At 59.7% G+C, this 12,740-nt stretch carries 14 protein-coding genes; 4 read left to right on the top strand and 10 right to left on the bottom strand.

Annotation, left to right across the window (positions count from 1 at the left end):
- Positions 1–53: 53 nt before the first annotated feature.
- A complete protein-coding gene (locus tag M0D69_RS23540) occupies positions 54–1,424 on the bottom strand; it encodes an MFS transporter (RefSeq protein WP_301784290.1) in 1,371 nt (456 codons plus the stop codon).
- A 442-nt stretch (positions 1,425–1,866) separates the two neighbouring features.
- On the opposite strand from M0D69_RS23540, the gene M0D69_RS23535 reads away from it, so the two are divergent.
- A complete protein-coding gene (locus M0D69_RS23535; RefSeq protein ID WP_301784289.1) occupies positions 1,867–2,829 on the top strand; it encodes a hydroxymethylglutaryl-CoA lyase in 963 nt (320 codons plus the stop codon).
- 1 nt (position 2,830) lies between these two features.
- The gene (locus M0D69_RS23530) at positions 2,831–3,214 is read left to right on the top strand and encodes a VOC family protein (RefSeq protein WP_301784288.1); all 384 of its coding nucleotides are present in this window, start codon (positions 2,831–2,833) and stop codon (positions 3,212–3,214) included.
- Between the two features lie 25 nt (positions 3,215–3,239).
- Here M0D69_RS23530 and M0D69_RS23525 read toward each other — a convergent pair whose 3' ends face one another.
- A complete protein-coding gene (locus tag M0D69_RS23525) occupies positions 3,240–4,013 on the bottom strand; it encodes an SDR family NAD(P)-dependent oxidoreductase (RefSeq protein WP_301784287.1) in 774 nt (257 codons plus the stop codon).
- Positions 4,014–4,246: 233 nt separating this feature from the next.
- On the opposite strand from M0D69_RS23525, the gene M0D69_RS23520 reads away from it, so the two are divergent.
- On the top strand, positions 4,247–6,274 hold the full coding sequence (locus M0D69_RS23520) for a hybrid sensor histidine kinase/response regulator (RefSeq protein WP_301784286.1): 2,028 nt from the start codon (positions 4,247–4,249) through the stop codon (positions 6,272–6,274).
- A 79-nt stretch (positions 6,275–6,353) separates the two neighbouring features.
- Here the strand turns inward: M0D69_RS23520 and M0D69_RS23515 are convergent, their stop codons facing one another.
- Positions 6,354–7,061, bottom strand: a complete 708-nt coding sequence (locus M0D69_RS23515; protein ID WP_301784285.1) for a response regulator transcription factor — start codon at positions 7,059–7,061, stop codon at positions 6,354–6,356.
- A gap of 268 nt (positions 7,062–7,329) precedes the next feature.
- Here M0D69_RS23515 and M0D69_RS23510 point away from each other — a divergent pair, with 268 nt between their 5' ends.
- Positions 7,330–7,791 carry a response regulator gene (locus tag M0D69_RS23510; protein WP_301784284.1) on the top strand — a complete coding sequence of 154 codons (462 nt, stop codon included), beginning with the start codon at positions 7,330–7,332 and terminating at the stop codon, positions 7,789–7,791.
- A gap of 38 nt (positions 7,792–7,829) precedes the next feature.
- Here M0D69_RS23510 and M0D69_RS23505 read toward each other — a convergent pair whose 3' ends face one another.
- The 7 genes from M0D69_RS23505 to M0D69_RS23475 all read right to left on the bottom strand — a co-directional run bounded on the left by M0D69_RS23505 (position 7,830) and on the right by M0D69_RS23475 (position 12,707).
- Positions 7,830–8,294, bottom strand: coding sequence for a DUF4126 domain-containing protein (locus tag M0D69_RS23505; protein WP_301784283.1), 465 nt, complete (start codon positions 8,292–8,294; stop codon positions 7,830–7,832).
- A gap of 483 nt (positions 8,295–8,777) precedes the next feature.
- On the bottom strand, positions 8,778–9,002 hold the full coding sequence (locus M0D69_RS23500) for a hypothetical protein (protein WP_301784282.1): 225 nt from the start codon (positions 9,000–9,002) through the stop codon (positions 8,778–8,780).
- 386 nt (positions 9,003–9,388) lie between these two features.
- Positions 9,389–9,592, bottom strand: coding sequence for a cold-shock protein (locus M0D69_RS23495; protein ID WP_031362000.1), 204 nt, complete (start codon positions 9,590–9,592; stop codon positions 9,389–9,391).
- A 258-nt stretch (positions 9,593–9,850) separates the two neighbouring features.
- Positions 9,851–10,135 (bottom strand): DUF6723 family protein, encoded by a 285-nt coding sequence (locus M0D69_RS23490; protein ID WP_301784281.1) that lies wholly within the window; start codon positions 10,133–10,135, stop codon positions 9,851–9,853.
- Positions 10,132–10,416: a hypothetical protein gene (locus M0D69_RS23485; protein WP_047846640.1), complete on the bottom strand. Its 285-nt coding sequence runs from the start codon at positions 10,414–10,416 to the stop codon at positions 10,132–10,134. Before M0D69_RS23485 ends, M0D69_RS23490 begins: the two co-directional genes overlap by 4 nt.
- Positions 10,417–10,483: 67 nt before the next feature.
- Positions 10,484–10,861: a hypothetical protein gene (locus M0D69_RS23480; protein WP_367619750.1), complete on the bottom strand. Its 378-nt coding sequence runs from the start codon at positions 10,859–10,861 to the stop codon at positions 10,484–10,486.
- 496 nt (positions 10,862–11,357) lie between these two features.
- The gene (locus M0D69_RS23475) at positions 11,358–12,707 is read right to left on the bottom strand and encodes an MFS transporter (protein ID WP_301784280.1); all 1,350 of its coding nucleotides are present in this window, start codon (positions 12,705–12,707) and stop codon (positions 11,358–11,360) included.
- Between the last annotated feature and the right edge of the window lie 33 nt (positions 12,708–12,740).

Genomic DNA, 12,740 nt, shown 5'->3' with positions numbered 1-12,740 from the left:
AGCGGTGCCCGTGCTGCGGCCGGAAAATCGAGTAATTTGTTAACACAGTGGTACTAGGCCGCTGACCCCGGTACGCTTTTCAATGCCGCGCCGGCGGTTGCATCGGGATCGGCGAGACTCGCGCCGTGCAGCGAGACCTTCGACGTTTCCGGCAACATCAAACCGCCGATCAATGCCATCACCGAGATCACGATCAGATACAACGCGGGCGACATGTTGTTGCCCGTCGTTGTGATCAGCCATGTGGCGACGAGCGGCGCCGTGCCGCCGAAGACCGTGTACGCGAGGTTGTAGGTGATGGCCGAAGCGGTGTAACGCGTGCGCGTCGGAAACACTTCGGACAACAACGGCGCCGTCACCACGTTCGACAATGCCGCTCCAATGGCCAGCATGCCTACGCCGATCACCGACGGCAAGAAGTGGCCCGAACCCGCAAGCGAAAACGACGGGTACACCGTTGCAATCAGGATGACGCATGCCGTCAACACGGTTTTCCTGCGACCGACCAGATCCGAATACAAGCCGGCCAGCGGGCACAGCGACGCCGCAAACAGCAACGCGATCACCGTGATCAGTAGCGACGTCGCGCGATTCAACCCGCCCGCAACCTGCAAATAGGTCGCGAAATACGTGGTGAACATGTAGAACGACAGCGCCGTCACCGAGATGAACGCACCCAGCTTCAGAATGCCTCGCGCCTGCGTGCGCAACGTGTCACGCAACGGCGCATGCGCCACGTCATGCTCGCCTTCGAGCGCGCGGAAAGCCGGGGTTTCGGTGAGATTCATCCGCAGATACAGCCCGATCAGACCGATTGGCGCAGCGGCCAGGAACGGTACGCGCCAGCCCCAGGTGCTCATGGCATCGGCGGAAAGCGACGCGTCGAGCGCGTAGGCCACCACCGCGGCGGTCGCGAAGGACGAGAACGTCGACACCGGCACGAAGCTACCGTACCGCGCCCGCTTGTGCTGCGGCGCGTGCTCCATCACGTAGGCACATGCACCGGCATATTCGCCACCGGCGGAGAAGCCCTGCACGCAGCGGATAACCGTCAGCAGCAGTGGTGCAAACGCGCCGATCGCGGCATACGTCGGCAATAAACCGATCAGCGTGGTGGCGCCCGCCATCAGCAGGATCGTCAACGCGAGCGTGCGCTTGCGGCCGATCCGGTCGCCGATCACACCAAACACGATGCCCCCGAGCGGCCGGAATGCAAACGCCACGGCGAACACGGCGAAGGTCTTGAGCAGCCCAACCGCCGGGTCGCCGCTGGGGAAAAATTCGCGCGTGAGGATGGTCGCGAGAAAACCGTACGCGGCAAAGTCGAACCACTCGACGAAGTTGCCGATCGACGCCGCGAGAATCACCTTGCGCAGCGTTTTCAGATCGACTTCAGGGGGCGATGCTTCCAGCGTTCTCGACATTCGATGACTCCCGGGAAAGGAACGGTGTTGCAGGATGGTTTTTTAGCGAGCCGGCACACCGGAAACGCGCTGGATAAGTCCCTTTGAGTAGATGCGACCATAACTCCCGTTCCTAGAACAATCGCGTCATAGTGCTAGGACCGAAACGACATGAATCCGATAACAATCCAATAAGAGCAGACACGAACACAGCGATCCTAACGAATGGCGCACCGCCTACCATTTGAAAAATCTGCGTGCAATACGCCTTCGCGTGTCATCGATACCGGCTCGCTATGGGACCCGCAGCAGGAATGAAAGAGCTTTTGGCGTGCAGGTGCTCGCGGATCTTGAGGAGCCTTTCCAATTTGGAAACGGTCGTGGAAAATCCAGCGATTTTCAGCCCGCCAACGCAGGTTCATCATGTCCGTCTAGCGCGTCATCACTCGACATGAGGAGCTCCATGAAACGCCTGTACATCCAGGAAGTCGCGACCCGCGACGGCTTTCAGAACGAAAAACAATTCGTCGATACCGACGCGAAGATCGCGCTGATCGATGCCTTGAGCGCATGCGGTTTCGCCAAGATCGAGGTGACTTCCTTTACATCGCCAAAAGCCATTCCCGCGTTGCGCGACGCCGAAGCCGTGATGCATGGCATCGCGCGCCGTCAGGGCGTGATATACACCGTGCTCGTGCCGAATGTGCGCGGGGCGGAACGCGCGTTGTCGTGCGGCATCGATGAAGTCAACCTCGTGATGTCGGTGAGTGAGACCCACAACCGCGCCAATCTGCGCATGAGCCGCGAGCAATCGTTCGCGCAATTGCGCGAGGTGATCGGCGTAGTGAAAGCAACGCCGGTGGCGATCAACGTATCGCTGTCCACCTCGATGGGATGCCCGATGGAAGGCGACGTCGCGGTGGAAGAAGTGCTGTGCTGGACCGAGCGCTTCGCCACGCTCGGCGCGCATGGCGTGACACTCTGCGACACCACCGGCATGGCGTATCCGTCGCAAGTGAACGCACTGTGCGAGCGTGTGCGTCATGCCTTCCCCGAACTCGAACTCACGCTGCACTTCCACAATACGCGCGGCATGGCGCTCGCCAATACGCTGGCGGCGCTGGACGCGGGCATCGATCGTTTCGATGCATCGCTTGGCGGCATCGGCGGCTGTCCGTACGCACCCGGCGCCACCGGCAACGTATGTACGGAAGAACTGGTACATATGCTGGAACTGGACGGCTACGACACCGGCGTCGATCTCACCGCGGCGCTCGACGCATCGGCGCTGTTACCCGGGCTCATCGGCCATGACGTGCCGAGCCAGATCCTCAAGGCGGGCCGCAGGCTCGACCTGCACGACGCACCGCCAATGGATATAAGCGGCGCACCCGCACAACAAGCGTTCGCAAAAGAAGGAGCCTGACGTGGCCATCGTCGATCACCTGGATCACCTCGTGCTGACTTGCATCGACGAAGCGGCGACCCGCCATTTCTACACCGAAGTCCTGCAGATGAAGCTCGAAACCTTCGGCGCGGGGCGGACTGCTTTCCGCTTCGGTAACCAGAAAATAAACGTGCATGTGCGCGGCAAGGAGTTCGAGCCGAAGGCGCATGTGCCGGTGCCGGGCGCGCTCGACCTGTGTTTCATCGCGGCCGTGCCGCTGGACAAGGTAATCGCGCACCTGAAGCAGTGCGAGTGGCCAATCATTGAAGGGCCGGTCGAGCGTACCGGCGCCACGCAGAAAATCCGGTCGATCTATGCCCGCGATCCCGATCTGAACCTGATCGAGATCTCCGAGTTGATTTAAGCCGGGGCGCTCACCTCGCGCTCCCTCACTCGGGCAGCCGGATCCCCGACAAGCGCTCACACGCCTCGATCAACCGCTCTTGCAGGCCCGTATCGCGGGCGGCCGCGCTCGGCTTGTGCGGTTTCATATGGAAGAAATATTCGCCCGTCACGCTTGCGGCAGGGTCGTTGCTGACGGCGAGCCAGGCTTGCGTCTGCGGCGAGGCCTCCAGGTCATCGGGTGCACCCGCGCCGCCCATTTTGGTCGGCACCCAGCCGGGATGCACTGCGTTGGACAACACACCAGGCCAGCGGCGAGCCACGCCGAACGCGAGCAAGATGTCGTGCAATTTCGAATCGGAATAGGCGCTTGCGCCCTGCCACGACCGCTGTTTCCAGAGGAGATCGTCGAGACTGGCATCGCCGCTTTCATGCAGGCCCGAGCTGAGATAGACCAGGCGTTCTGGTTTATCGATCAACGCGGTCAGGACGTAGGGTGCGAGCGTGTTGATGGCAAAGACGTGCGGCAAGCCATCCACAGTCTCGATGCGCCGCGGCTCGCGATACCCCGCCCCGGCGTTATGGATCACGGCGTCGAAGTGCCCAAGCCGGTTCACTTGGTCGACCACGCCGCGTGTCTCCTCGATGCTCGACAGATCGCCGGACACCGAGGCTTCCGCCCCTGGTACCGCTTGCATCGCTTCGTGCGCGCGCGCAGGATTGCGGGCATGCAGCACCACCCGATGCCCCTGCGCGACAAGCAGCCGGGCGGCCATTTGCCCAAGGCCATCGGCTGACCCGGTAATGAAAATGCGTGACATATAGCGGTGTCCTTAAAGATCAGACAAATCAATACCAGACCGATCGCTGTCTGGTATGCGTGAGAGCCAGCGTAGCGCGGCAAGCCGTCATCGGCGAGCGCACGCCAGTCATCAGGCCCATGACACGCAGCCATGAAAGGTAAGGAATCGAGATACTTTGTAAAAACGATGTTTGCTTCAGGCGCGCGGTCAGCTAAAGTAATCGATCACGCCCTTTTTCGAGTGAGCGAATCATGGACGTTCCGGAGCATATTGCCGACATCGCCGCGCCCAAGCCGTCGCGGGACTTCGCCTCGTCCGCGCGCGATGCGGGCCTGAGCCTGGTACACAATCTCTCCATTCCCAAGCCCTTCCCTGAAGCCGCATTCGAAGCCCAATTCCTCGAAGACCATAGCCGCCGCTTCTGCGCGTTCCGCCGCGCGTCAGCGCTTCTCGCGCTGACCGTGTGGGTCTGCTTTCTCTGGTACGACTTCAATTTCGGGCGCGAAAACGCCGTGCTTGCGCCCGTCTTCATGGAGATCATGGCGCTGCGGGTAGCCGGGATCGTGCTGCTGATGTTCGTCGGCAGCCTGACCTTGAGGGCCTCGTTCGCATCTCATGCCGCATCGCAACGCGTGATCCTCACCGGCGTCTACGGCTGCAATTTGATACTGCTCCTGCTGGTGGCCTTGTCGCCGGGGCCATTCAATTACACGTGGTATTTCGTCGGGCTCTACCTGGTATTTTTCTTCCAGTTCGGCTTCTTCTATCTGAAGTCGAGGGTTGCGCTGACGGCCGCGGTGGTCACGTTTTCATCGATCATCCTGCTGCAGATCACCATCAGGATTCTTTCGCCCGAAGACTTCTTCATGGGCCTGTTTTATCTCTTCAACGTGGTCGTGATCGGTCACGGCGTGTGTGTGCACGCGGAACGGGTATCGCGTGAACGCTTCGCCGCGGAACGTGCGCTCGGTGTGCTCAATAACGAGCTCCTTACCGCAAACGTTCAACTGGAAAGAAAGAACCTGGATCTGCTGGCGTCGAAGAAAGATCAGGAGACCAAGACCAACGCATTGCTCGCGTTAAAGGAGCAGCAGATGCTCGCGGCGGAAACCGCGAGCAAGGAGAAGTCGAATTTCCTCGCGGCCGCCACGCACGATTTGCGGCAACCCATGCACGCGCTCAATCTTTTCCTGCAGGCTGCGGCCGAAGCGCTGCATCACGACGACGTAACCGAAGCCGCCCGGCTGATCGATGAATCCGGCCGTTCGTCGGTGATCCTCGCACGCTTCCTGAACGCGGTGCTGGATTTGTCGCGGCTCGAATCGGGCCGCGTCGTGCCGCGTTATCACGTGTTCGATCTCAAGACAGCCGTGCTCGAAGCCGCCGAACAATTGCGCCCGCTTGCGGCCATGCACGGCGTGGAGCTGCGGCTGCGCATGCCCGAGGCGCCCGTGTATGTACGCAGCGACGCGCACTGGCTCGGGCGGGCGATCGTGAACCTGGTGTCGAACGGCATTCGTTATGCCGATGCCAGCAAGAAAGCCGAGCCCGTGGTGATCGTGGGCGTGGTGCGCTCGGCCACGCGAACGCGCATTGACGTGGTGGACAACGGCATTGGCATTGCACCGGAACATTGGGACTCGATCTTCCAGCCGTTCTTCCAGGTCGGCAATGCCGAGCAGGACAACGACCGGGGACTGGGCCTCGGCTTGTCGATCGTGAACGCCGTGGTGTCCATTCTGGAAGAGCATCGGATCGAGCTGAAATCGACGGAAGGACGCGGTTCGCGGTTCTCGCTCGAAATGCCTATTTGCGGTTCGCCTCTCGGCGAAACCGCTCCGCGTTCACGAGGCGAGACATCCGATTTGCAGACCGTGCCGCTAGATGGGCTCTATGCGTTGCTGGTAGAGGACGATAGCCTCGTGCGGGCATCGACGGAAGCGTTACTCGTGCAATGGGGCATGCTGTTTGACTCCGCGGGCAGCTTCGAGGAGTTCGAGGAGACGCTGAACACCATCGAGCGTTATCCGGATCTCATCATCACGGATTTCCGTTTGCGCGATTCGAAAACAGCACGCGACGTGGCCATGCTCGGTGCGACGAAACTCGGCCGGCGCTGTCCGTGCCTGGTCGTGACCGGCGAACCTGCCGCGACCATCGTGCCGCTGGCATGCGACCACGACGTGCTGAGCAAACCGGTTAGTCCCGCCGAATTGCGCAGGCAGATTGCGTCGCTGATATCGGGCCGTTCGGTGGGCGATACTGCGAGGCCGTGTTGACAAAGTTGTTCCCGGGGCAGCGATGAATCCTGCCCCCACCCATCCTTCTTTTTTATAAAATCTCTCAGGTCCAGCCAACTTACCGCGGCGCCGCCACAGCCACCGCCGCATTCCCCATCGGCATCTCGATTCCCCGCCGCGCCATTTCCACGATCAGGAACGTCCGCCGCGTCACGTGAAACCGCGCGAGGAGATCGCTTGAATACTCCTTTGCGGTGTTCTCGCTGATATTCATCTTTCTAGCAATTGCCTTGTTCGACAAACCCTGCAGCAAATAGCGCAGTGTCTCGGTCAGGCGCGGCGGCAAGTTCAGAGACTCGACCGTCACGCCGGAATGCGTCGACACCGGCTTAGGGCTGTGACCGCCCTTTCCCAGCACGCTATTGGGCAGGTACACGCGGCCGCTCAGAATCGTCTTGAGAGCCTCGCGGAACACACCCGCCCCTTGCTCACTCGCCTTCGAAATAAAGCCGCATGCGCCGCTCTTGATGCATTCCAGCACCGTATCGCGGTCGTCTTGTGCGGACAGCATGATGGTCTGTACCTCGTGCTCCTGCTCCCCGATCCAGTGCAGCAGATCGAGTCCCGTGGAATTGCCCCGTAATTGATAGTCGAGGAAGACGAGATCGTACGAGCACGCGGAGAGCTTCTCCGTGGCCTGTTCGAAGCCGTCGGCCTCATCGATATCGAGCAACGGTTCATTGGCAAGGATCAGGCTTTTCATGGCGCTTCTCGTGAGCCCCTCATCCTCGACCAGCAGCACCGTTTTGAAATTCCCGTTTTCCATTGCCATTCCCGTAAATCACATCCTGATAGTACCGACATGTCGGGGTGCCGCCACCCCCCCTTTAGCAGGGATACGAAGGAGGGTCTGCGGCCCCCCCGAAAAAACCGCGGGGTTCCCCTCCTCAACCGGGTTTTGCGGCAAATGCTTAACCGCGACACTGCGTCATCGATTCCGCAGCACTCCCAACGCCGGACTCGAAGCAGCCGTCAATGGAGGTCATACGGCTCCGGCGCCCCACCCAGTCACATAGAACCAGGAGGAGGACACAATGAGCAATCGTTTAGGCACGGATGACGAGCGACACTTTGCACTGTGGAGCGGCAAGCAGGCACGCATGCCGATAGGCTCACCGCGGGTACTGATCGCCCATCAGGATAAATTGATCGGTGAATCGCTTGCCGCGCTGCTGCGGCTGACCGGGTTGCAGGTCATGCACACCCAGAGCCTGAAATCGGCGCGTTCGTTACTGCAGAACTGGAAACCTCAGGCATTGATACTGGACACGCGACTCGACAGCGAATCCGGCTATGCCTTCATCAATGCGCTACGCCCCGACGCCGATATCACCGGCCGGTTGTTGGTGGCGATCAGCAATATCTGGCCAGCCGATCCGATCGAAACCCTGAAAGATGCAGGCTTCGACGCCCACTGCCGGCGGCCCTGCGCCACCTGGCGCCTGGCCGAAATGCTCACCACGTACTTTTCGATACCGCAGCGGCGCCAGTACTGAAATCAGGTCGACGCCGACGTCGACACTGACAGGCAAGCTCAAGCCAACGCCATGATGATCAGCGCAGCGCCGCCAACCGCCACGACATCTTCTATCAGCGCCGCCGGCAGATCGCGGCCCATCGCGCGAGCCAGCGCACCACGGGCGCTCGCACCGCCCAGCGTGCCGACGACAGCGCCGATCAGCGCTGCCACCGCACCGCCCAGCATTGAGCCCGCCGCTGCACCCAACGCGGCGCCGCTCACCCCGCCGGTCACGAGCCGAGCGCCGAACTGCATCGGCACCTTGCGGCTGGGGGTTTTCGGCAGTTGGTCGGTGATCAGCTCGCCAATGGCGAGCACGGTCAGGATATAAGGCGTGACGGTTGCACCGAGGAACGCTAGCGGCGTGTGCTGCAAGGGCAGCCAGCCGAGATGCGCAGCCCAGCTTACGGCGGCGGGCGCGGTCATCGCGCGGAGGCCGGCTACAACGCCGATCAGCAGGGCAAGAAGATATAAGGACATCGACGGCTCCGGTTCCTGTGGATTTCGGATGAGCGCGCTGCTGGGGTACGCGTGCCTGCCCGACAGGAATACCGCAAATCCGCGGCATTAGAAAGAGATGAAGACACTTATGCAGCGCGACGAGACCAGCTAAAAATACTTGTTTGCAGCACGAAGCGGTATCTGATCGACGGCTTCATCAGAAAGCCAGGCGGTAACGCGGTGAGCGTATAAAAGACGGGATAACTAAAGAAGCGCATCTGTGAGGCGCGAAAAGCAGCGCAAGTATGCAGGGTAGCTCCGTCAGCTTTGTCCAGCATGGTCAGCCGGAAATGAAAACGGCGCACCTTTTGGTACGCCGGCGGAACATCGCGCTTACCGCGCGTGTCTGGGAACTACAGTAGAAAAGTCGACTGGATCGAACTTAAGAAAAACGGATGTCTCGACTCTGCTTTTGGGCAGCAAGCCGTTTGGATGGGTCGAATACCGACCCGCTGCGCGCAATCAGCCGCGGGTGTCGACCCAGTGCCGGGCCCACTTGCGTGAATGTCCGAGCGCTTGCGCTTCGTTCTTGAAATAGTCGAGAACGTGGAACTGATAACGGTTGCCCTTTTCGCTGCCGCTATTGCGCTCAAGCAAAAGGTTAGACGCAAACGATCCATCCGGCAGACGATGTGCAGAGGGAACAACTTTATAGCCGTTGTACTGGTAAATATTAGAGTTATGCATGATTGGTACACACGAACAAACGCTGGTCCGACAAACATTGATTGTCAGGACGCGTTGATGATTGGCACAGGGCCTAAAAATTCGCAGAGGAAACAGCAGAAAAACAGCAGGAAGCAGCCGAAATCACAAGCGCGGCAACGAACAATTAGCGTTCGAAGCTAGATCGCGACGTGTGGCAGCGAGTTGCAGGAGATTGCAGAGGGACTAAAGCGGACTAAAGTGGAAGTGCAAACAGATGCAAGCAGAGGCAGACAGGTGCAATGCTGGTGGTAGCGGAGCCGTTCAATAAAAGCGACTACCGCAACCGGGAACCGAAGCTCCGCGAAAACATTTACTGCTCGCGTAAATCAGCGCAAGCCGATTTACGCGATAAACCACACTACCAATTATAGCGGGGTAATGTTCGAAGCTTGCAGACCCTTCGGGCCCTGCTTGGTTTCGAAGCTAACCTTTTGGTTTTCGGCGAGCGTCTTGAAGCCGTCGCTACGAATTTCCGAAAAGTGGGCGAAGAGGTCGTCGCCGCCTGCGTCAGGCGTAATAAAGCCGAAGCCCTTGCTGTCGTTGAACCACTTGACGATACCGGTATCCATGAGAATTCCTTGAAAATATAAAAATGATGCAACCCCGTATTGAGGCGAGAGAAGCTTCAAGGAAGTGAGAGGACAACAAATACCGCGGAGATAACGACGGAGAATGATGAACAGCAATCGAGCTTCTTGAATACTTCGACCTACAGATTACGTCCCGCGGGAAGCGGTGTCAAGCTATTTCGGACTGAGCCTAGTCACGTTACGTAACGATCGCAGCCGATGCCCTCCACCGGCTTGCCACTCAGGCCCACTCAGGCACTACTCAGGCACCGCGATGTCGCCGTCGACAAGGCTTGCGCCATACTGCTCCGCGTAATCGCGTGCGCCTTGTGCATCGGGGAACAGCGGCATGTCTGCGCAGCCAACAAACGGATAGATCACGCGCTTGTCGCTCAGCCGGGTCACGCGCAGCGTGGGCATGGTTCCACCCGTTGCGCGCCGTGACGACGCTGCCACGTTGTAATTGGCCCACCCTGCCGGCTTGTCTGCCGTCCGGTTATCCAGCGACGAGGCCGAGGGCTGATGATCGAGCGAATAACTCATAGATCGGCGATCGATTCGCCCGCGACGTTGCCGTCGATCAGCCGTTCTGCATAACGCGTGGACGCAAGCCGCGCCTCACCCGACCCGCTGAACGGACCGGCGCCCGGCACGCGATATACGCGGCTGGTGGTTGTACTGTCGTCGGCGCCACGGCGGGAAATCTTCACCGCAGCGTCGAAACCCGAGTCGTAATGACGCGAACCGTCCGCACCGCGCGGCTTATGCGGGTAGATCAGCGGATAAATTTCAAGGCCGCGGTAGCTTCTTACAGTGTCGTTCATGATGCTCTTCGGTTATTGCGTGACGCCCCGAGACCTTGTCACGCGTGGGTACTGCGAGCGTTGCCGCTCATGTGGCGTTGTCGGCGCCGCCTGGCAGCGAAGGTACAGACAGTGCCGGCACTGACGGCTGGAACCGTCGTACCGAGCGGGAAAAGCGCCCGCTTCGCGCGTTATACAGCGCACCGGCCTGTACTTTGCCGTCGATAATGTCGCGACCGTATTGCATGGCCAGCTCGATTGCCTCGTCGGCGCTAGCTGGCTCGGCGCCCTTGATGGCCGGCGAATAGCGCTTGGACGTCGCGCTGTCGGACGGTACTGCGTCTATCTGAACAATTGCGGAAAAACGCTTGGGACCTTTTGCAAACGGATCGCCATGTGGCGGGAAAATCTGCTGCGAATAAGCGCGCAATGCATAGCCGCGATATTCGGTTGTATGGATGGTCATAACGCACTCGCTGGACACACTGCGCTGACCGTCGTGGAAATTTGCTGAAGACTGATATGCAAATAGACGGTCATCGGCATCGGAACGATTAAGAATGCGCCGAATCGTTGCGCGAGGCAAGGCAAATCGAAGCTTGACAGTGTTCGCGACGATGGCGCAGGTGCTTGCGGGACGGCTGCGTCACGACGATTTTTAAAGCACTGGTTGAAGTATGCCGGTCGCTTTTCCCAGCGAATGGCCGATGCCGGGAGCAAGCGGTATTTTTGGCCGCATTTGAATCTGGATAACCGATTCGGAGCGTTTTAATGCATCAAAGCACCGGTTTAAAGTGCAAACACTTGTCTATATTTAACAACGCATCCAGGCGCATCGGGATTTCTGCCGGCAACGCGGCGAAACTTTTTGCTTCGTCTTTTAAAACTTCAGGTGGTCCAGCCAAATGGAAACGCCGTTTCAACTCACGTTGAAACGGCGCTTTCGCTCCTGCCTGGCCAGTTTATCTGGTGGCAGCGCGAGCCTCCGATGGATCCTTCTGCCGCAATATCGCCGGCAAGCCGAACAGGAGGAGCAATGCACCGATGAGGCTCATGACGCCAATCGCATACAGCGCGGGCGTCGTGCTCCCGGTCAGGTCGCGGACCCGCCCTACCATCACCGGACTCACAATGCCGCCAAGCTGCCCGATCGTGTTGATCAGCGCGATACCACCCGCTGCGCCCGCCCCCGTCAACAGCTTCGGCGGCAATGCCCAGAACGCGGGGATCGAGGCCACCACGCCCGCACCCATCACGCCAAGCGCGACGATCAGAAAGCCGGTTTGTTTATCGAAGATGCCGGCAGCGAAAAAGCCGAGCGCGGCCATCACCAACAGTGCGCATACAAACTTGCGGCGCTCGCCGGAGGCATCGGACAGACGGCCCACCACGACCATGCAGATCGCGCCGCAAATATAAGGCACGGCCGTCAGCAAACCGATGATGGTCGGATTGTGCGTACCGGCGCTTCGAATCAGTTGCGGCGCCCAGAAGTTGAGACCATACGACGCCACCTGAATCAGGAAATAGATAAGCCCAAGCATCAGGAAGCCGGGTGTCCTGATCGCGTCGAGCAACGAACGGCTCGCGTCGGTATGCGGAGCCTGTCGCAAGATGCGGCTCGCCAGCAGCGACTTTTCCGTGGCGCTCAGCCAGCCCGCATCCTCGATACGATCCTTCAGCAGCTTGAGCACCATGATGCCGAGCACGACGCACGGCAAGCCGCCAAGCAGAAATAGCCAGTGCCATCCACGGATGCCTAGCACGCCATCCATATGCCCTAGGACGAGACCCGACAATGGCGCACCGACGAGCCCGGAAAATGCCGAGGCGAGGAACAGCATCGACGTGATGCGGCCGCGATGGCTCGCTGGAAACCACAGCGTGAGGTAATACAGCACGCCGGGTGCGAAGCCCGCTTCCATTGCGCCGATGACGAAACGCAGCGCGTAAAACTGCCATTCGTTGCCGACCAGCACCATTGCGCTCGTGGCGATGCCCCACGAAATCATGATGCGCGCAATCCAGCGGCGGGCGCCTACTTTGTAAAGCATCAGATTGCTTGGCACTTCGAACAATACATAGCCGATCACGAAGAGGCTGGCGCCGAGACCGTAGGCGGTATCGGAGAAACCCAGGTCGCTTTGCAGTTGAAACTTCGCGAAACTGATGTTGATGCGATCGAAGAACGCGAACAGATAGCAGATCATGATCAGCGGCATCAGCCGCCATGCGACCTTGCTGATGACCGTTTTCAAGTCGTTTTCGCTGTGTGCTTGCGGTACGGCCGCAGTGGCGCCAAGATCGCTCATGATCGTCTCCTTGCCGGACTGGCCAGGGGCCGT

This window comes from Caballeronia sp. SEWSISQ10-4 2 (genome assembly GCF_030464885.1).
Taxonomy (GTDB): Bacteria; Pseudomonadota; Gammaproteobacteria; order Burkholderiales; family Burkholderiaceae; genus Caballeronia.
The sequence above is the reverse complement of the archived record's forward strand: the minus strand, read 5'-3'. Positions and strand labels throughout refer to the sequence as shown.